Here is a 19682-nt window from a genome sequence, read left to right on the forward strand (position 1 = left end):
TCGAGAAATATCCGGAGGTGGATTACTATTAGCAAAGACATGTACGTAAATGAGGGCATCCGTGCCCGCGAGCTACGCATTATTGATCACAACGGCGATCAGCTCGGAATCAAAACACGCACTGAGGCACTTGAAATTGCCGCACTTGCGAATTTGGATCTTGTCCTTGTAGCACCAACAGCGAAACCCCCAGTGGCTCGTATCATGGACCACGGAAAGTTCAAATTTGAACAGCAGAAAAAGGATCGCGAAGTCCGTAAAAATCAGAAAATCATTTTGCTTAAAGAAGTTCGGTTAAGCCCGACAATCGATGAGCATGATTTCCAGACAAAACTACGGAACGCTGTCAAGTTCCTTGAAAAAGGCGATAAAGTTAAAGCTTCAATCCGTTTCCGTGGACGTGCGATTACGCACAAGGAAATCGGACAGCGTGTCCTTGACCGTTTCGCAGAAGCGTGCAAAGATGTATCTACGGTTGAACAACGACCGAAGATGGAAGGCCGCAGCATGTTCCTAGTGCTTGCACCAACTGCTGAAAAAGAGTAACAATGAATGATTTAGGAGGAACAGAACATGCCAAAAATGAAAACTCACCGCGGCTCAGCGAAACGTTTCAAAAAAACCGGTTCTGGTAAATTGAAACGCGGCCGTGCTTACACAAGTCACTTGTTTGCAAACAAACCGACAAAAGCGAAACGTCACCTGCGTAAAGCTTCACTAGTTTCTTCAGGCGATTTCAAACGCATTCGTCAAATGATCACTTACATGAAATAATTTAAAACACAATCGGACAGAAAAGCAGGAGGTAATGAACTATGCCACGCGTAAAAGGTGGAACAGTGACGCGCAAGCGTCGTAATCGAGTATTGAAATTAGCAAAAGGTTACTTTGGTTCAAAACATAGACTTTACAAGGTAGCAAACCAACAGGTAATGAAATCATTCAACTATGCATACCGTGACCGTCGTCAGAAGAAACGTGAATTCCGTAAACTTTGGATTACACGTATCAATGCGGCTGCACGTATCAACGGTCTTTCTTACAGCACTCTTATGCACGGCTTGAAAGTAGCTGGCATTGATGTTAACCGTAAAATGCTTGCTGATCTTGCAGTGACTGACGCGCAAGCGTTCACACAACTTGCAGATGCAGCGAAAAAATCAATCGCTAAATAAGAACGTCAATAAAAGTCGCCAAACGGTCCAGAGTTAATCTGGGTGCGAGGCGACTTTTTTATTTGTTTTTTTACGGCGACGGTAAAGTTTTCGTATTGAGGAGTTTAGGAAGAGGATCTTATAGATCCGTGAATCTGTCTTACAGTCTTAAAGAATTATATTATTACTCTCTGACTGCTAAACAGTGTAAAATGTAAGTAGAGAAAGAAAAGAGGGGAATCATACTTGCAAACGACACTATTAGGATGGATTGCAATTATGTCCGTTTGGGCATTTATTACGATGGGGTATGATAAGCGTCAGGCAAAGAGAAAAGGACAACGAATACCTGAAAAGAATTTATGGACGCTTGCACTGCTTGGTGGAGGCATTGGTGCATATCTTGGGATGCAAACATTCCGTCATAAGACAAGACGTACATCTTTCCGGATCGGCTTTCTTATTTTAGCAATTGCCTATGGTATTGGCATACTCTATCTTCTAGGTGTTACCCTACCAGGAATGATGGAAGTGTAAAATAGCCCGCTTTTCAACGGGCTTGTTCTATTGTTCCATTAGTCGTTCGATTGGATTTTTCCAACTAATAGCGGCTTTGGGGTAGTTGGATAAGATTGTGGATGAAAGAAAATCAAAATCCGCTTTTGTGAAATCTTGAAGTTTTGTTTCATCTTTCACCCAAACGAAAATGGAGATGACGTCAATGGAATCATCTGTTGTATCTAAGTATTTTTCACCCTCAAACATAGCGCCTTTATACGATAGGAAGAAATTTTTTCGCACATTATTTACTTCATCATAGAAATAATACTTTTCCTCCGCGTATGCATCATCAAGCTTTCTTTTGGGGTCCGTCAAATAACGAATCCCGCGGTAGACTAAATAAATGATAAAAGCAATAATGATCAAGCGGATCAGTAATCCCATAACGGATCCCCCTTATGAATTTATAGATACTATCTTATACGGATGACAATCTGAAAAGTTTCAATATAGTTAAAAAAATGGAGGTTTTTTTTATGCAACTGTCAAAACTATTTACCATGCAACGTGAACTCGATTTATTTATCCAAAATAACAGAGAGGAAAAAACAGATGTTTTTCTAGAAAAAGGACTTGCACTCTTAATTGAACTCGCGGAACTTGCGAATGAAACGCGTTGTTTCAAATTTTGGAGCACAAAAGGTCCTTCAGATGATGCTGTGATTCTTGAAGAATATGTAGATTCGATTCATTTTCTACTTTCCTTAGGTATAGAAAAGGACTTACATACGCTAACAAATTGGCCGGAAGGTGAAGTTGAAGGAGAATTGACACAATTATTCCTAGAAACTACGGCTGCTATTCACTGTTTCCTGAATGAACTTAGCATGACGGCTTATGAGAAAGTCTGGATTCATTATGGGGCCATTGCTAAAAAACTTGGTTTCACAAATGAAGATATTATTGGTGCGTACTTAGCGAAGAATGAAGAAAATTATAACCGTCAAAAAACAGGTTATTAATTGTTTTATAGAAAAATCAAAAAATAGATTGACAGAAGCCTCCAGATAAAAAATAATAGAGTTGTATATAAACTTTTTAGGGGGCGTAAATGTGAACGATTGGAACAAAGAGGATTTTGGTATAAGGTTAAAGAAATTGCGTGAAGAACGCGGATTATCAATGATGGCATTCGGAGCAGCTATAGGAACGTCAGCAAGTCGTATTAAAGATTGGGAAAAAGGGAAGAATGCTCCATCGGCGGCTTGGGTGGCAAAAATATCTGAACGCTTTAATGTTACAACTGATGAGCTGATTCTAGGGAATTCGAAGACGTCAAAACCGTTTAAAAGCACGGGATCTGCAAATGTAGATATGCTTTACGACAAATTGAGAGAAAATGTTATTAGCGATATAGAAACGCAAGAACAAGAACAAACGAGTCATACAGACGAACTGTATGCAGAACTTGATGCTATACACAAAGAAACGTATAGAAGCGGAAAGGGCAGAAAACGTGCAGAAATCGAAATGCTTGCGATACTGACAGAACTGCCGAAAAAAGAGGTCCTAGAACTTTTAGAACTTGCAAGGTTGAAAAAACGCTGGTTGTAATGAAAACGACTACGAATACAACGAAAAAAAAGATGCCCTTACGGCGTAAATGGTTTTTCATCTTATTCATACTTGTCCTTCTTTGCTTTGTCGTATATAAAGGAAATACAACAGTCGGGGTAACGCATTATGAAATTGCGTCGGACAAGATCCCTGCTAATTACGACAAATATACTATCGTCCAGATTTCTGATTTACATGATGCCGAATTGGGTGAAAACCATTCACATGTTGTTGATAGGGTGAAAATGATCACGCCTCAAGCGATATTCATTACGGGTGATTTTATCGACAGTAACCGCTACGATCTTGAAAAAAGTCTGATTCTTATTGAAGAGCTTAAATTTGTCGCTCCAATCTATTACGTGACAGGAAACCATGAAATCGCTACGCAGGATATGGACCGTATTAAGGGGGCTCTCGAAGACTTGGGGGTTCGTGTCTTATCGAACGAAGCGGATGTAATAACATTGTTTCCCGATAGTTCAATAGCAATAGGAGGAATTGAAGATCCGCTGGCAAGTGAGCTTGAAGATGATGAAGCCGTTAAAATATCGATAGAACAAGCATTTGAAAATATACCTGATGAGATGTTTAAAGTGCTATTGTCACATAGACCTGAGCAATTTGATGTATACGCTGAAGCCGGGATAGATGTGACGTTCAGTGGTCATGCTCATGGCGGACAGTTTCGTATACCAGGGATAGGTGGCCTCGTTTCACCCGGACAAGGTTGGTTTCCCAAATATTCATCAGGCGTCCATGAGAAGAATGGCAGCGACTTGGTAGTCAGTCGCGGCCTGGGCAATAGCATCATTCCAGTGAGGCTGTTCAATCAACCGGAAATAGTAGTTGTCACATTACGCACAATAGAATAGTCCTAGCCTCCTTTCGATTATTGAAGGAGGTTTTTTTGTTGAAAATAATAATAGAATCTACCGTAAAATCCCATTAAATAACTGCTATTCTCATTTGTCGAAATAGGATATGATATGTACTTAACGTGAAAGTATCCGTAGTTAAGGTAAAGGCATTTTTGACATGTGTATAAAAATTACACTGCGAATGTTAAAAATGGAATAGGGAGGAACTAGAAATGATTCAAAGTGCTTTAGAGTGGATTGTAACGACAGGGAATAACCTTTTATGGTCGTATATCCTAATCGGTTTGTTAATTGGTTTAGGTATTTATTTTACGATTCGAACGAAATTTGTACAGTTTCGCCTGTTTGGTGAAATGTTTAAACTTATAGTGGAAAAACCGGAAGTGAAGGGCGGGATATCTTCCTTTCAAGCGTTTACAATTAGTGCTGCATCACGGGTTGGAACAGGGAATATCACTGGGGTTGCCCTTGCAATTGGCATTGGAGGGCCAGGCGCAGTTTTCTGGATGTGGGTCATTGCGATAATCGGAATGGCGACTGCGTTTATCGAAAGTACGCTCGCGCAAGTGTATAAAGTGAAGGACGGCGATACATTCAGGGGAGGGCCTGCTTATTATATGCAAAAGGCTTTGGGGAATCGGAAGCTGGGTATCATATTCGCTATTTTGCTGACACTTTGCTTCGGTTTTATTTTTAATGCTGTACAGTCAAATACAATAAGTTTATCATTCAATAGTGTGTTTCATATTGAAAAATGGGTTATTGGATTAGTTCTTATTTTTATAACGGCTCTTGTTATTTTCGGAGGCGTTAAACGGATTGCCAACGTCACACAAGTTATCGTTCCGATTATGGCTATTCTCTATATTATTGTTGCTTTATATGTCGTTATTATGAATATAAATGAGGTTCCCGCAGTATTTAAACTAATCTTCACGAGCGCATTTGGAATGAACGAAGCGGTCGGTGGGGCAGTCGGGGCAGCGATTATGCAAGGAGTGCGACGTGGACTATTCTCCAATGAGGCAGGTATGGGGAGTGTACCGAACGCTGCTGCGGTTGCAAGTACATCGCATCCGGCAAAACAGGGTCTTGTTCAAAGTCTAGGTGTGTTTTTTGACACAATCATCATCTGTTCTGCAACGGCGTTCATTATTATTCTTGCCGATCTTTATAATACAGGTGAAGTGGATGGAATTCTCTTGACGCAGACATCCCTTGGTGTCCATGTAGGAGAGTGGGCACCTTATTTCTTGGCAATTGCCATTTTGTTTTTTGCTTTCAGTTCAATTATTGGAAACTATTATTATGGCGAGACGAATATTGAATTTATCAACGCGAATAAAATATGGTTAACTCTTTACCGTTTTGGTGTACTCGCGATGGTCATGTTTGGAACGCTTGCAAAAGTGGATCTTGTTTGGAACATGGCGGACCTCTTCATGGGCATGATGGCAGTCATTAATCTAATAGTTATCTTCCTTCTAGGAAAAGTGGCATTCAAAACACTAGATGATTATACAGAACAACGAAAAAGAGGACTCAATCCTATATTCAAGTCTAGTACGATTCCCGGGCTAAAAGGTGCAGAATGTTGGGAAGATGAAAAGATAAGCGACGGCAAATAAAAGATTACTTCAATTGTTAAGAAGGCAAGAAACCTATTTGAACTATAATTGGTTTCTTGCCTTCTTTCATTTCGTTTACTATTTAGAAGAGTGTGAAAAAAGGTAACTATTAAGGTATGATAGAGATAGTATGCACTTAAGAAAGGATGATTAAGATGAAAGCATTTATCCATGAATTAGGGCAGTTGAAAATAGGTGACATGAAAGAACCAGTTGCAGCAAGTGGTGAAGTCGTCGTTGCGATTCAGACGGCAGGTTTGAACCGTCGAGACTTATATATACCTGGACGTAGGGGGAATGAGGCACAAGCATTGACGCTAGGATCTGACGGTGCAGGAATTATTGAGTCAGTAGGTGCAGGAGTAACGGCGTTTGCAGTCGGGGATGAAGTAATGATTAATCCTTCGCTACGTTGGTTTGAAAACAGCGATGCCCCACCGGCAGAATTTGATATTTTAGGAATGCCAGATAATGGGACATTTGCTGAGAAAATTGCTATTTCGGCTGAACAGATTGAAAGGAAACCCACTCACTTGTCCTGGGAAGAGGCAGCGGTACTTTCGTTAGCGGGTTTAACAGGTTATCGTGCACTATTTACTAAAGGGGGATTGAAAGCGGGGGATACAGTTTTCATCCCAGGTGCCGGCAGTGGAGTAGCCACGTATCTTATTTCATTCGCTAAAAACGTTGGAGCACGTGTGATTGTCACTTCTCGCAGTGAAGCTAAGCGAAAACAGGCGCTTGACCTTGGCGCGGACATCGCTCTTGATACGAATGGGGATTGGAACAAGGAGTTAGAAGGAGAGACAATCGACCTCGTTATCGAAAGTGTTGGCCGGGCGACGTTTAATCGTTCGCTTAGTTTATTGAAAAAAGGCGGGCGTATCGTCATTTTTGGAGCAACGACTGATGATACAGTCGACTTGGATTTGCGCGCGTTTTTCTATGGACAGTACCAACTTTTCGGTTCTACGTTAGGTAGTCGAGAAGAGTTACGTGACATGATTGCGCATGTCGAAAAATATGGAACACGTCCAATTGTCGATAAAGTCTTCAATTTGGATGAAGCGGCAGAGGCATTCGATTATATTGAAGAGAGTAAGCAATTTGGAAAAGTGGTACTGCAAGTAACGAAATGATGTAGTACTTCAGTTAATTATAATGTCGTATAAAATTTACTGAGATATCCCGCTATTTGGATATAGCCGGGGTATACTTAAAATAAAAAAGGTGGGACAGACATGACAAAAAAAGTATCGCCATTAACTGATTTACAAATAGCATCACAGGCCACGATGAAATCGATTTGGACTATAGCCAAAGAGGCAGGTATACCCGAAGAAGCGGTCGAACCATACGGCAGATTCAAAGCAAAAATTGATGTAACTAAGTTAGCCGAGAGTAGCAAGGATGGAAAAGTGGTTCTTGTCACAGCCATTAGCCCAACGCCGGCGGGGGAAGGGAAGTCGACTGTCACTGTAGGGCTTGCTGATGCCCTTTCAAAGCTCGGAGAAAAGACAATGATTGCTTTACGCGAACCATCCCTTGGACCTGTTATGGGGATGAAGGGTGGGGCTACAGGCGGTGGTTATGCTCAAGTGTTGCCAATGGAAGAAATTAATCTACATTTTAATGGTGATATTCATGCAATTACGACTGCGAATAATGCGCTTAGTGCACTTATAGATAATCATCTTCACCACGGAAATGTGCTTCGGATTGACCCGCGGAGAATTACTTGGAAACGCGTCTTGGATATGAATGATCGCGCATTACGCAACATAACAATTGGACTCGGCGGCCCTACACAAGGAGTTCCAAGAGAAGATGGTTTCGATATTACAGTCGCATCTGAAGTTATGGCGATTTTTTGTTTAGCGACAAGCCTGCAAGACTTGAAAGAAAGACTTGCACGTATCGTTATCGGTTATACGTATGATAAAGAGGCGGTAACGGTACGAGACCTTGGTGTCCAGGGGGCATTGGTACTTCTACTGAAAGAGGCATTCAAACCAAACCTTGTGCAGACAATTGAAGGGACTCCGGCACTTATACATGGTGGACCCTTTGCGAACATTGCGCACGGCTGTAACTCGTTAATTGCAACAAATACGGCACGTAAACTTGCTGATATCGTCGTTACGGAAGCTGGATTCGGTGCCGATTTAGGTGCTGAGAAATTCATGAATATAAAAGCACGTCAAGGTGGATTCTCACCTGATGCAGTTGTTATTGTGGCAACAGTACGGGCACTTAAAATGCATGGTGGAGTTCCGAAAAACCAGCTTGCAGAGGAGAATGTACATGCTGTCACGGATGGATTAGTCAACTTAGCTAAGCATATTGATACCATTCGCGCATTCGGTGTCCAACCGGTCGTTGCGTTGAACAAGTTCATCACGGATACTGGTGCAGAACTGGAAGTCATTTTTGAGTGGTGTGAGGAAAACGAAATAAGGGTAGCACTCACTGATGTCTGGGAACGCGGTGGAGATGGTGGCATTGCTTTGGCGCAGGAAGTTTTAAAGCTTCTGGATGAACCAAATAATTTCGCTCCACTCTATGATGTAGAACAGCCCGTAAGTGATAAAATTACAGCTATTGTTCAAAAAGTATATGGTGGATTGGGTGTTGTATTTACAGAACAAGCGTTAAAAGATCTCAAAAATATCGAGAACAATGGCTGGGGAATTTTGCCGATTTGTATGGCCAAAACCCAATATTCATTTTCAGATGATCCGAAAATACTTGGGCGCCCTGAAGGGTTTACTATTACTGTTAGAAAAATCATTCCGAAACTTGGAGCAGGATTTCTTGTCTGTCTGACGGGGGATATTATGACGATGCCAGGATTGCCGAAAACGCCTGCAGCACTTCAGATGGATATCGATTTACAAGGCAATGCAGTAGGTTTAATGTGATTTTTGAAATTGTGGATAGGTAATAAATTTAATGAGGTTGTCCAAATAATTGGGGACAACCTCATTGTTAATTAAGTAAGTCTCGAATCATGTTTCGCTTAGAAGCACACATATTTAAATCAGTTTATTTAGGTGGCAATTTAGTAAGCGAGTGTATACGTGGTATGATAATTAACTATAAACGATAAAAAACACTGAACAGTAATTCAGTGTTTGCATTTAAAACAACGAAATAATTTCCTCCCTTTTGAACTAAAGCACTGATTAGCATAATAAGAGGTGTAGCTATTATTAGAATATACCTATAGACTTCCAGCTAATTTTTTAATTACTTTTTTTGCTTCAGATGCAAATTCTACCGAGGCATCATAATAGTCTTGCCCATCTTTTAGGAGTGAAAAATCACCAATTTCAATTTTTAGTAAAGTACTACCATTTAGGTCTTCTAACTTAAATAGATATGCCACATCACCTTCATTCGGTTTTACTTCCCAATTTGATGAGTATAAGGCAAGTTTTAATTCCTTCAATTCTTCTGCTTTTATAATTGTTGTAACAGTCTGGTCACCGTTAGGATGCTCCCAAACCACTTTACTTCCCTTACTCATATTTTCACTAGGATAATTTTCTGGAAGTTCATCCCACTGTGCAATATATTTTGGGTTAATGAGAACCTCCCATACTTTTGAAGGAGTAGCCTCTATATGAACTTCATCTTTTACAATTGGTATATTGGTCATTATATCTACCTCCTGAAATGTTGGATCTAAGTCAATATTTTCATTGAGAAAAACTGTCGTTAGTTCAATAATAAATAATTCCTATATTCTATTATACCAACAATACTTAGAAATTTAAATTTTCCATTACCTTAGAGTATCCCGTCCGATTATAAATTGGGAGGATTTTTATTATTACGCCCAAAAGCGAACTTTCGTTGTTCTATATAAATCAAAAAAGCACTGCGAATGGCAGTGCTAATTTATGCTCTAATACAATGTGGTTTTGGCTACGAAATTTAATGTTATTTGCTTGTTTGCACCTCCGAAGAGAAACCGTGAAGCATTTCTGCTTCTACTAACTTTATTTTAAAGTGCTTTATCGTCAATCGAATCGAGCCATGATTCGATTGTTCCGATAACAGACTCAACACAGCCGTCTTCGAAAGGTGAGATTAAATTGGCTTCGGCGACTAGTTTTGTAAATGATTTTGAACCACCGAGTGTGCAAAGATGTAAATAATCTTTCCATGCCGCATCACGGTCTTCAAATGAGCGTTTCCAAAATTGGAACGCACAGATTTGTGCAAGGGTGTAATCGATATAATAGAATGGGCTTTCATAAATGTGACCCTGACGCTGCCAAACAGCACCCGATTCCAAGTATTCAATGCCATCGTAATCCCGCATAGGTAGGTAGATATTCTCGATCTTTTTCCAAGCTGCTTTTCGTTCTGCAGCTGTCATTTCAGGGTTTTCATAGATGACATGCTGGAATTCATCAACTGCGACGCCATATGGTAAAAAGAGCAATGCACTGCTAAGGTGTGCGAATTTATATTTATCCGTTTGTTCTTTGAAGAAGAGTTCCATCCAAGGCCATGTGAAGAACTCCATACTCATTGAGTGAATTTCTGCACCTTCAGATGTAGGCCACATATATTCTGATATACCAATATTCTGGCTAGAGAACACTTGGAATGCGTGCCCGGCTTCATGCGTTAACACATCGATATCTCCAGAAGTTCCATTGAAATTAGAGAAGATGAAAGGCGAATCGTAATTATCGATGAATGTACAATAACCGCCCGCTTCTTTCCCTGTCTTCGCTTCGACGTCCAGTAAGTTCTTGTCCGTCATGAATTTGAAAAATGCATCAGTTTCAGGTGAAAGTTCAGCATACATCTTTTTACCGTTTTCAATGATCCAGTCAGGAGATCCCTGGGGTGTTGCATTGCCTGTAAGGAAGTCTAAGGACTGATCGTAAAACTTCAATTCGTCAACGCCTATACGTTCAGCTTGGCGCGCATAAAGGCGGTTTGCGAGCGGAACGATATGGTCGCGTACTTGATCACGGAATTTCTTCACCATATTTGCATCATAGTCGATACGGTCCATTCTTAGGTAACCAAGCTCCACAAAGTTTTTGTAACCAAGTGTCGTCGCGATTTCATGACGGAGCTTAACAAGTTGATCATAAATTACGTCGAACTTTTCACCGTTGTCAGCATAGAATTTGTAGGAAGCTTCCATAGCTGACTTACGAACGGAGCGGTCCGTAGATTCTGCATAGGGTCCCATTTGAGCAAGTGTAAGTGTTTTACCATCGAATTCGATTTGTGAAGATGCGACCAGTTTCGAGTAATCGGAAGTTAGTTTGTTTTCTTTTTGTAACAAGCCAACAATTTCTGGAGAAAACGATTTTATGGCATTATCAGCTAAAGCGAATAGTTGAGTGCCCCATTTTTCTTCGAGTTGTGCTCTGAAAGGAGTGGAAACCAGTTCTTTATAGTAAGCGGTTTCAAGTTCTTGGTACTCAGGTCCGATTTCGTCGAAATAATCGCGTTCTTTCTGATAGAACTCATCGTTTGTATCGATGGATGCACGGATATAGACAAGGTTGGCCATTGTTGAGTAGTCTTTACCAATCGTGTTGATCTTCTCAATGACTTCATTTTGCTGGTCATAAGAACTTGCGGAACGGAATTCCTGTAGCAACTCGTCAAAGTCTTGTTTTACTTCTGCCATATTGAGCTTTGAGTATTGATAGTCTTCAAATTTAATCAAAATGATTCCCCCTGCTAGTTTACTAGTGAATTACTTCACTCTTTATATTGTTCACGAAGTTCCGGAATATTGCAAAAGAAATTTACGATTTTCATGTATTTTGTCAAATTAGCTTGTTAAAGAAGTATCATGACTAAAGCATAGCAATAGAAGAAGTATGAAAATAGTCGTCTACATTGGCACGTCTGTTTATTAACCGTTTTCTTTCATAAAGAGCAGGTAAGAAAGGCTTGAAAAACTCTGTTTTCACTGGATCATTTCCGGTCCGCTTTCGGCGAGCTATTCATGACAACTTTACTGAGGGGCAAGTGTGGCTAGAAATGACTTCGTCATTCCTAGCCACACCCTTTGGGGAGGAATTGTAGTTCATTCCTCCTAAGTAATCCTGTTACGAATAGCTGCCTGTCGCGTTCCTACAACGTTCAAGTGAAAAATACAGCTACTTTAGAAAAAAAGAATAGATGACTCTTTATAAAGGTTGTAAGTGCCCGAAGATACAATTTCTGGCACTCTAGTACTTTCTACAATGTGTTCCTTGCTTACTTTTAGTAAAGAGTATGCATCTTATCATGAAATGGACTATAAGAAAGTGACTCTTTCTTAACTAAAAAAGACAAGACTATGGAGAAGGCTTCAGTCGCCAAAATTGTATCTTTGGTGACTATTATCCAGATAAGAAGCCCGCTATTCTTTCGTCCCGAAAATCTTTAGTACTTTGTGTACGAGTGTATTTGGATAGCGACGGATGAATAAGCACCATGCGATTACCGAAAAAATGTGAAGAAATGCGACGAAGTCGCATTTCTTCACATCAAGACACCTCGTTAATCGTATAGAGGTCGTTCAATCCAAGCAATCCAAAAGTAATTGTACAAGAAGTGCCTAGTGTTGGATTCAGTCATTTACTGGTTGCTTTTGGTAAATCAACACATGTGATAGATTGGATATTTAAGAGGTATATGGAGGGAACAATAAAATGCGAAATGAAACTGCACAATTGCTGGATACGGATGTGGAAATTGGGTTAAGTGAAGAGGAAGTGAATAAAAGGCTGGATGAATACGGGGCCAATAAACTTACGGGTAGTAAAAGCCGTACGCTGATACAACGGATTTTTGCGCAAATCAATAATGTGTTAATTTATGTATTAATCGTTGCTGCTGTTATTTCCGGAATACTTGGGGAAGTGGCAGACTCAATTATTATTGGATTGGTCGTTATCATCAATGCAGTTGTGGGGGTCGTCCAGGAATCGAAAGCGGAGGAAGCGCTTCAAGCGTTGAAAAATATGGCAGTACCTAAAGCACTTGTAAGAAGGGACGGTGTCAAGCAAGAGATACCGTCGGAAGAAGTCGTTCCAGGTGATGTCATTCTCCTTGATGCAGGCAGGTATGTTCCGTGTGATATCAGACTAATTGAATCAGTAAATTTGAAAATTGAAGAGGCGGCACTGACAGGTGAATCTGTGCCTGTTGAAAAGGATGCACATTTTAGTGGAGATCCCTCAATGCCAATCGGAGATCGAAAAGACATGGCCTTTATGTCGACATTGACTACATATGGGCGTGCAACAGGAATTGCTATTGCAACAGGCATGAAGACTGAAATAGGGAAAGTGGCTACCATGCTTGACCAGGAAGTGGACGACGAGACGCCTCTTCAGAAAAGCCTTGCCCAATTAGGTAAATATCTTGGCATTGCTGCTGTTGCCATCTGTGTCATCATATTTACGATTGGCATACTTCAAGGGCGTGGCTATTTGGAAATGTTTATGTTAGCGGTCAGTCTTGCAGTTGCAGCAATACCTGAGGGGATGCCTGCGATCGTTTCAATCGTCCTTGCAATCGGCGTTCAAAGGATGATTAAGCAAAACGTTATCATCCGAAAACTCCCTGCTGTGGAAGCGCTAGGCTCTGTGGATGTTATCTGCTCTGATAAAACCGGGACGTTGACTCAAAATAGGATGACGGTTACAACGTTTTTTGCAGATGGGACTTTAAATGAGTTAAGTAAAGCTAATCTGAAAAACCCGGTACAAAAATTGTTGTTTGAGAATATCGCATTGTGTAATGATGCGACGTATTCTAAAACAGGAGAAACAGGAGATCCAACAGAGATTGCGCTTGTCGTAGCGGCGACAGAATCCGGACTGGAAAAAGAACTGTTGGATAATAACTATCCTAGAATCACGGAGTTACCATTCGATTCAAATCGGAAACGAATGACTACGGTACATCGATCTGCAGATGCAATTTATTCACATACAAAAGGTGCTATTGACGGCATCCTACAGAAGTGTACACATATTGAAGTAGCTGATGGGTCAAGGATACTTGATGAAGCCGACCGGCAATCAATTCTGGAAGCGGCCATGACGATGTCTTCTAAAGCGTTACGTGTATTAGGCTCCGCTTATAAGATTGTAGAAGAAGCCAAAGCCATGGAACTAGACCAAGCTGAAGAAGGATTGACATTCCTTGGCCTTATCGGAATGATTGACCCGCCGCGTGAAGAAGTGAAAGACGCAATTAAAGTGACGAAAGAAGCTGGGATTCGAACAGTGATGATTACTGGTGATCATCAGGACACGGCATTTGCAATAGCGAAAGAACTAGGAATTGCGACTCAGAAATCAGAAGTAATTGAAGGGAAAACAATTGATTCGATAACGGGGGATCAATTGGTAGAAAAAACCGGAGAGATTAATGTCTATGCACGTGTTTCGCCAGAACATAAAGTGAAGATTGTACAAGCACTTAAAGTGAAAGGTCATACAGTGTCGATGACAGGGGATGGCGTCAACGATGCACCATCATTAAAAGCGGCAGATATTGGCGTGGCAATGGGGATTACGGGAACTGATGTTGCAAAAGGTGCAGCAGACATGATATTGACAGATGATAATTTTTCGTCAATCGTGAAAGCTGTCGAAGAGGGACGTGTGATTTACCGCAATATTAAGAAGTCCGTCATATTTCTATTGTCATGTAATCTAGGTGAAATCATCGCGCTTTTTGCCGCGATTTTACTAGGATGGCCGCTACTATTGCGTCCGATTCATATACTGTGGATAAATCTTGTGACAGATACATTTCCAGCGCTATCACTCGGTGTGGATCCTGAAGAGCCTGGAGTAATGAAAGAAAAACCACGACACCGGCATGAGAGTATATTCAGAGGATCTATTCCATTTTTGATTTTAAACGGAATTTTGATTGGGGCGATTACGCTCGTCGCTTTCATGGTTGGAGTATACATGTCAGGTGAGCATGAAGGTAGTTTCCTAGCCCTGTTTTCATCTGGAATTCCAGAAAGTGCACTAGTTCACGGACAGACAATGGCTTTCATCGCACTAAGTTTCTCCCAACTTGTTCACTCCCTTAACTTCAGGTCGATGGATAAGTCTGTATTTACCGCAGGAATTTTCAAAAACAAATTCTTGATTTACTCAATTTTGCTTGGAATCATTTTGCAAGTGGTTATCGTGTCAGTTGGTCCAATCGCGAAAGTCTTTAGTGTCCATTCACTAGGGCCTATGGAATGGCTAGTTATTGCCGCTTTAAGTCTGCTCCCTCTCTTGATAAACGAAATGATTAAATTCATTAAAAAATAAGGTATGTGCCAAAGTTAACCCTTTTGGTGTTGAATGATGTATTATGGAGTGTAGTGGCTTTGTAGCCGGGGAATCTAAAATTGTAAGTGAGAGGTTGGTACTACTATGGAAATTACTGAGTATATCATCAAAAAAATTAACGATCCTACTGGGATCATTGCTGGAGAACGTTATGAATACCGATTGTACATTAATCTTGATGAAGAAGACGAGCTTTATTCTGAAGGTGGAACGGGCCTTCGAGTAATCTTTGCAATTGACGAGGATGAAGGTCGAATTGCTTCATATCACTTCTTTGAGCGTTCAAGTGAGAAAGTTCTTGATTTCGAATTGGAAGATGACGAGAAAGAAACTGTTCTTGCATATTGCAGAGCGCATCGCGAATAGGAAGAAATAAAAGGCCTGTACACATTTGATGTGTACAGGCCTTTTATTGCGTACCTTTAATTCGAAAATCAGATTATGTGTATTTTATTGTATTTTGTTAGATAATGTGTAGAGTGGATAGAGAAGAAGAAAACTTTTATCCGAGACTAATCTAATTGGAGTGTTTAACTATGAATAACGAAATCGTTGATATTACAATTATCGGGGGAGGACCGACAGGACTCTTCGCTTCTTTCTATGCTGGAATGCGTGAAATGTCGGTAAAAATCATCGATAGCTTGCCACAACTTGGCGGTCAGCTGATCGAACTGTATCCTGATAAAGATATATATGATGTGGGCGGATTCCCAAAAATTCTTGCGAAAGATTTCGTAGCGAATCTAGTAACGCAAGCTCATTATTCGAAACCAGAAATCCTTCTCGGTGAAACGGCTATGTCAGCAACGCGTGATGGAGATCATTTCATTCTTAAAACAGATAAAGGCGTTCATTTGACACGTACCATTCTTTTGACTGCTGGAATCGGTGCATTCCAACCACGTAAGATTGGTCTTCCTGAAGAAGTACTTTTTGAAGGAAATACACTTCATTACAGCATTAAGGATCTGACGATTTTTAAAGATAAAAATGTACTCGTTTGTGGCGGTGGGGACTCCGCGGTTGACTGGTCACTTATGTTGGAGGATATCGCTTCAACTGTGACACTGGTTCACCGACGTGAACGCTTTACAGCACATGAGACGAGCGTTAATCAACTGATGGAATCGAAAGTTGATGTGAAAACTTCCCGTGCTGTGAAAGTGATTGAAGGGGAAGATGGCAAGGTTAGTGGTATCGTCTTAGCAGAAAAAGACGGAACTGAGGAACGTCTTGACGTGGATCATTTAATTGTTAACTACGGTAATATATCTTCTCTTGGGCCCTTGAAAGATTGGGGTCTAGAAATGGATCGTAACTCGATTATGGTTAACACGCGTATGGAGACAAACATCGAAGGTATCTACGCAGCTGGAGATGTTACAAATTATGAAGGCAAGGTGAAGCTAATCGCAGTCGGACTTGGCGAAGCGCCGATTGCGGTGAATCATGCGAAAGCTTATGTCGATCCAAAAGCAAGATTGCAACCACTTCATAGTACAAGTATCTTTAGTTAAATATAGTTTATGGTAAATTGAAAAACCGCCTTGCGCGGTTTTTTTTGCGTGGAATTCGGGAAAATATTTATCAGTAGTGATTTGCTTGAAGCTTCCCTACGATATAGAACGTAATAGTAGTAGTACATGAAGAGGGGATGCTAACAGTGAAAAATGGTCGTGATAGTGGTTTAATTTACTGGAAGTTGAATTATAGAAAAAAGTTTATCATATATGTTTAATTAAAGAATCCCGCTAAATTTACTATGGCGATCAATAAGGAGAGAGTATTAATTCGGGGTGTGGATTATAGAACGCTTAGCGCTTTGGGGATGCCTCTCGCCGTAAGCCTAGATTAGCGCTTCGCATCCAGTCTTACCGGCTTCGGCGACCCCTTTGCCCCGCCTGCGCTAGGTTGTTCATTATCGAGAGAAATATCATTTTGAGATGTATAGGGCGAGATTGTAAGGTGATTACAATTTGATACTATAAAAATTGAAATAAAGAATTCCATTGAACCGCTACGGCGCTAGGGGATGCCTCTCACCATAAGTCAGATGAGGTATTCTTTAATCTATCTGGAATAACCTCTTGGCATTAACTGTATAATTTCTGCAAAGAACGCAGAAATTATACAAACCGAACTCTTCGTTGTTCAGTTGGCTACCCCTGTTAAGGCGCCTTGGCTCAGTATATATACCGGATTCAACATATATAATTATATTCAAGAAATCCGCACTCTAGGTTTCGGATTTCATCACAGCTAATGAAATGCGCTTTCTCACATAGACCATCCAGCGAAGGCGCGTCTTCGTGGTAGCCGGAGCGATAAGACTGAAAGCGGTCTCCTTTCTGGCTTATCGCGGGAGGCATCCACAAAGCGTCGAAGTGGTATTCGTAGGATTTCTATTTCATTCAAAGTACTAGATTTTTTCAGTGGCCTCCCAAAAGTCCTTGTAAAGCGCATACGCCGTATTCATTTGTTCAACATATATAGAACTTTATGATATATTCCAATTTGTATTATCGCAATCATAGTACTGCTAATTTCAGCAATACCTGAACTAGAGAAAAAGATTTGGATTACGGCATTATTAATTACTTTACCTGTTCAATTGCTCTACACTTATTTGAAATGGAGAAATGAAATTCAAAAGTAAAAATAATTTAGTGGTGCGCCATTTTGGTCAATCATTTCAAGTGGATGCGCTCGCTGTTAAGTGGTTTTTCACTAATGAGGGCTTTAGTAGAAAGAGCAACAGAAAACCCACCTTGGCCAAGGTGGGTTTTCTGTTGCTCTAAAATAATACTCTGCATGGTTTGTAGCTCATAATGGGTTTTAGTTCAGCTTATATACAGCTGTAGTGTATACGTTAATCTCTGAAACATACTGCTTTTAAAACTATAAAAAGAAAGTGATAGCCAGGATGAGTAGCAATGGACCAAATAGGATGATGTATCCAATCGGGTTGGCGAAGTTGATGGTCCAACCGACACCGAATCTTTTCTCAACAAAAATGGAGGAATCGTCTTTATTCACATAAAAGATCCCAGCTTTCCAATACTTATCGTCATCGACGTCAGTAATACCGGCAATAGAATCATCTTCAATGTCAACATTGATCCGTGAGCCACTCTGACCGACTTTGAAAGCATAGATAGCTGTCGTTATAAGGACGATTAGTGAGAAACCCAACGGTAATGCAAGCATAAGTACTGCACTACCAAGTCCTTCATGGATTGTCGTAAGCTGTAGGAATCCCAAAAGAACAGTCATGAGTACGCTTATCATAAATAATAACCAACTCGTGTATTTACGGAACGATAATTGTTGAATTTGAGATGTTTTTCGTTTTGCGGCATTCAATTTAATGCCGGAATTTTTTGTGAATGCATTGATCCCAAGCATCATCCCTTGCATAACCAACAGAATGAGTAGAAGGGCAATTACGGAGAAAGGTGTTTTCGGGCTAAAGGCATCTGCTTGGCCACTTGGTCCCCAATGTGTTGGAATCATACTAGGCATACTACTGTATTGGGTTGCAGTATAGGCAATTAGGCCAATAGTTATAATCATTGGTAAAGCATAAAGAAATGAAGGAAGCATTTCGTCTTTTGTTCGGATAGCTAAATCAGCGATTCGGACCTGTTTCAAATGTAAGCCCCATTCATTGAGTTGTTTAAGACGTGTTGTTTTTGCATGAAAGTAAAAATAGAGCCCCATACTCAAAAAGATGATACCGAACTGAATCGCTAATCCGGTTAAGATAATTTTGTCTTCCGTTAGGCTACTAGTGTTGGCCAAGGTAAAATAAGCAATCAGTGAAATGAGACCGGTAATGAAAATAGTTGCGGCATATATTTTCTTGAAAGAAGCAATTGTAGGGTCGTCTGTATGTCCTTCTGGAATCGTTACGCCGAACGCAATTGTCCGTCTCAATAAAAATGGGGTGGCGGATAGCAGTACAAAGAGAAAACCGATTATGACTAAAAATAGTGTAAGTTCCATTCCTTTACTCCTCCTTAATAGATAAAATGATAGATGAAATTAATTTATTAATAGCTTCAGGTTTCATCCCGAGCACGATTCCTTCTGCGATGATTGGTTTTATTTCTGTGGAAATTCTTTCAAGATGATCCCCACGAATGTCATCTTGTGAAAGAGGATTGACGATAGCTCCTGACTTTGGAACAATCCGAATGATTTCTTTTCTTTCAAGTTCATGGTAAGCCTTATTGACGGTATGCATATTCATGCCAAGGTCTGCTGCTAATGATCGAACGGATGGTAGCGCATCCCCGCCTACCAGTTTTCCACGAGCAATCGCTTCGATTAGTTGGGAGGCTAATTGTGCGTAAATTGGTATATCCGATTCCGGTTCGATTTGGATGAACATTTGATTACCTCCTAACTGTTCTAATTCTATTATAACAAATGTGTTCTATTATGTATAGAGCAAGTGTTGGTTTACATTAATCAATTACGCCTTGGGGTAGTTGCGCTTGCGCAATTAACACCTTTCAAAATTTGTGACATCCGTTGGAGGCTTAACTTGAATAA

Annotated in this window: 18 protein-coding genes; 13 read left to right on the forward strand and 5 right to left on the reverse strand. The window is 40.5% G+C overall.

What is annotated here, in order from left to right; genetic code table 11:
• Positions 1-39: 39 nt before the first annotated feature.
• The 4 genes from infC to MKY15_RS15270 all read left to right on the forward strand — a co-directional run bounded on the left by infC (position 40) and on the right by MKY15_RS15270 (position 1691).
• Positions 40-546, forward strand: a complete 507-nt coding sequence (gene infC, locus MKY15_RS15255) for a translation initiation factor IF-3 (RefSeq protein WP_067207698.1) — start codon at positions 40-42, stop codon at positions 544-546.
• A 27-nt stretch (positions 547-573) separates the two neighbouring features.
• A complete protein-coding gene (gene rpmI, locus MKY15_RS15260) occupies positions 574-774 on the forward strand; it encodes a 50S ribosomal protein L35 (RefSeq protein WP_067207701.1) in 201 nt (66 codons plus the stop codon).
• 41 nt (positions 775-815) lie between these two features.
• On the forward strand, positions 816-1175 hold the full coding sequence (rplT, locus tag MKY15_RS15265; RefSeq protein WP_067207704.1) for a 50S ribosomal protein L20: 360 nt from the start codon (positions 816-818) through the stop codon (positions 1173-1175).
• A gap of 225 nt (positions 1176-1400) precedes the next feature.
• Positions 1401-1691 carry a DUF1294 domain-containing protein gene (locus MKY15_RS15270; RefSeq protein ID WP_231885791.1) on the forward strand — a complete coding sequence of 97 codons (291 nt, stop codon included), beginning with the start codon at positions 1401-1403 and terminating at the stop codon, positions 1689-1691.
• Positions 1692-1718: 27 nt separating this feature from the next.
• Here MKY15_RS15270 and MKY15_RS15275 read toward each other — a convergent pair whose 3' ends face one another.
• On the reverse strand, positions 1719-2099 hold the full coding sequence (locus MKY15_RS15275) for a sigma-w pathway protein ysdB (RefSeq protein WP_187047315.1): 381 nt from the start codon (positions 2097-2099) through the stop codon (positions 1719-1721).
• Between the two features lie 92 nt (positions 2100-2191).
• Here MKY15_RS15275 and MKY15_RS15280 point away from each other — a divergent pair, with 92 nt between their 5' ends.
• From MKY15_RS15280 to MKY15_RS15305, 6 genes are all read left to right on the forward strand, one after another.
• Positions 2192-2677, forward strand: a complete 486-nt coding sequence (locus tag MKY15_RS15280; protein WP_067207709.1) for a dUTP diphosphatase — start codon at positions 2192-2194, stop codon at positions 2675-2677.
• 91 nt (positions 2678-2768) lie between these two features.
• Positions 2769-3269 carry a helix-turn-helix transcriptional regulator gene (locus MKY15_RS15285; protein WP_067207712.1) on the forward strand — a complete coding sequence of 167 codons (501 nt, stop codon included), beginning with the start codon at positions 2769-2771 and terminating at the stop codon, positions 3267-3269.
• The gene (locus tag MKY15_RS15290) at positions 3269-4147 is read left to right on the forward strand and encodes a metallophosphoesterase (RefSeq protein ID WP_338652893.1); all 879 of its coding nucleotides are present in this window, start codon (positions 3269-3271) and stop codon (positions 4145-4147) included. Before MKY15_RS15285 ends, MKY15_RS15290 begins: the two co-directional genes overlap by 1 nt.
• A gap of 218 nt (positions 4148-4365) precedes the next feature.
• Positions 4366-5781 (forward strand): alanine/glycine:cation symporter family protein, encoded by a 1416-nt coding sequence (locus tag MKY15_RS15295; RefSeq protein WP_187047316.1) that lies wholly within the window; start codon positions 4366-4368, stop codon positions 5779-5781.
• Positions 5782-5936: 155 nt separating this feature from the next.
• Positions 5937-6920, forward strand: a complete 984-nt coding sequence (locus MKY15_RS15300; protein WP_338656884.1) for a zinc-binding dehydrogenase — start codon at positions 5937-5939, stop codon at positions 6918-6920.
• A gap of 102 nt (positions 6921-7022) precedes the next feature.
• Positions 7023-8702 carry a formate--tetrahydrofolate ligase gene (locus MKY15_RS15305; protein WP_342537908.1) on the forward strand — a complete coding sequence of 560 codons (1680 nt, stop codon included), beginning with the start codon at positions 7023-7025 and terminating at the stop codon, positions 8700-8702.
• A gap of 302 nt (positions 8703-9004) precedes the next feature.
• Here the strand turns inward: MKY15_RS15305 and MKY15_RS15310 are convergent, their stop codons facing one another.
• Together MKY15_RS15310 and MKY15_RS15315 are read right to left on the reverse strand one after the other, a co-directional pair.
• Positions 9005-9442 (reverse strand): SRPBCC domain-containing protein, encoded by a 438-nt coding sequence (locus MKY15_RS15310; protein WP_342537909.1) that lies wholly within the window; start codon positions 9440-9442, stop codon positions 9005-9007.
• Positions 9443-9790: 348 nt separating this feature from the next.
• On the reverse strand, positions 9791-11488 hold the full coding sequence (locus MKY15_RS15315) for a M3 family oligoendopeptidase (RefSeq protein ID WP_342537910.1): 1698 nt from the start codon (positions 11486-11488) through the stop codon (positions 9791-9793).
• A gap of 976 nt (positions 11489-12464) precedes the next feature.
• Here MKY15_RS15315 and MKY15_RS15320 point away from each other — a divergent pair.
• The 3 genes from MKY15_RS15320 to MKY15_RS15330 all read left to right on the forward strand — a co-directional run bounded on the left by MKY15_RS15320 (position 12465) and on the right by MKY15_RS15330 (position 16642).
• Positions 12465-15101 (forward strand): cation-translocating P-type ATPase, encoded by a 2637-nt coding sequence (locus MKY15_RS15320; protein ID WP_342537912.1) that lies wholly within the window; start codon positions 12465-12467, stop codon positions 15099-15101.
• A 105-nt stretch (positions 15102-15206) separates the two neighbouring features.
• The gene (locus MKY15_RS15325) at positions 15207-15488 is read left to right on the forward strand and encodes a DUF6509 family protein (RefSeq protein ID WP_067207728.1); all 282 of its coding nucleotides are present in this window, start codon (positions 15207-15209) and stop codon (positions 15486-15488) included.
• A 170-nt stretch (positions 15489-15658) separates the two neighbouring features.
• Entirely contained in the window at positions 15659-16642 is a 984-nt protein-coding gene (locus MKY15_RS15330; protein WP_067207734.1) for an NAD(P)/FAD-dependent oxidoreductase, read from the forward strand.
• 1381 nt (positions 16643-18023) lie between these two features.
• Here MKY15_RS15330 and MKY15_RS15335 read toward each other — a convergent pair.
• A complete protein-coding gene (locus tag MKY15_RS15335; protein ID WP_187047321.1) occupies positions 18024-19130 on the reverse strand; it encodes a DUF5808 domain-containing protein in 1107 nt (368 codons plus the stop codon).
• Positions 19131-19134: 4 nt separating this feature from the next.
• Positions 19135-19518 carry a GntR family transcriptional regulator gene (locus MKY15_RS15340; RefSeq protein ID WP_342537913.1) on the reverse strand — a complete coding sequence of 128 codons (384 nt, stop codon included), beginning with the start codon at positions 19516-19518 and terminating at the stop codon, positions 19135-19137.
• Positions 19519-19682: the final 164 nt, after the last annotated feature.

Source organism: Sporosarcina sp. FSL K6-1540 (assembly GCF_038620285.1).
Classification (GTDB): Bacteria; Bacillota; Bacilli; order Bacillales_A; family Planococcaceae; genus Sporosarcina; species Sporosarcina psychrophila.

Excerpts from the sequence above, each read along its gene's own strand:
- rpmI (WP_067207701.1), top strand. The coding sequence starts at position 574 with ATGCCAAAAATGAAAACTCACCGCGGCTCAGCGAAACGTTTCAAAAAA.
- MKY15_RS15330 (WP_067207734.1), top strand. The coding sequence starts at position 15,659 with ATGAATAACGAAATCGTTGATATTACAATTATCGGGGGAGGACCGACA.
- MKY15_RS15295 (WP_187047316.1), top strand. The coding sequence starts at position 4,366 with ATGATTCAAAGTGCTTTAGAGTGGATTGTAACGACAGGGAATAACCTT.
- MKY15_RS15325 (WP_067207728.1), top strand. The coding sequence starts at position 15,207 with ATGGAAATTACTGAGTATATCATCAAAAAAATTAACGATCCTACTGGG.
- rplT (WP_067207704.1), top strand. The coding sequence starts at position 816 with ATGCCACGCGTAAAAGGTGGAACAGTGACGCGCAAGCGTCGTAATCGA.
- MKY15_RS15275 (WP_187047315.1), bottom strand. The coding sequence starts at position 2,099 with ATGGGATTACTGATCCGCTTGATCATTATTGCTTTTATCATTTATTTA.
- MKY15_RS15280 (WP_067207709.1), top strand. The coding sequence starts at position 2,192 with ATGCAACTGTCAAAACTATTTACCATGCAACGTGAACTCGATTTATTT.
- MKY15_RS15290 (WP_338652893.1), top strand. The coding sequence starts at position 3,269 with ATGAAAACGACTACGAATACAACGAAAAAAAAGATGCCCTTACGGCGT.
- infC (WP_067207698.1), top strand. The coding sequence starts at position 40 with ATGTACGTAAATGAGGGCATCCGTGCCCGCGAGCTACGCATTATTGAT.
- MKY15_RS15305 (WP_342537908.1), top strand. The coding sequence starts at position 7,023 with ATGACAAAAAAAGTATCGCCATTAACTGATTTACAAATAGCATCACAG.
- MKY15_RS15320 (WP_342537912.1), top strand. The coding sequence starts at position 12,465 with ATGCGAAATGAAACTGCACAATTGCTGGATACGGATGTGGAAATTGGG.
- MKY15_RS15340 (WP_342537913.1), bottom strand. The coding sequence starts at position 19,518 with ATGTTCATCCAAATCGAACCGGAATCGGATATACCAATTTACGCACAA.
- MKY15_RS15335 (WP_187047321.1), bottom strand. The coding sequence starts at position 19,130 with ATGGAACTTACACTATTTTTAGTCATAATCGGTTTTCTCTTTGTACTG.
- MKY15_RS15300 (WP_338656884.1), top strand. The coding sequence starts at position 5,937 with ATGAAAGCATTTATCCATGAATTAGGGCAGTTGAAAATAGGTGACATG.
- MKY15_RS15310 (WP_342537909.1), bottom strand. The coding sequence starts at position 9,442 with ATGACCAATATACCAATTGTAAAAGATGAAGTTCATATAGAGGCTACT.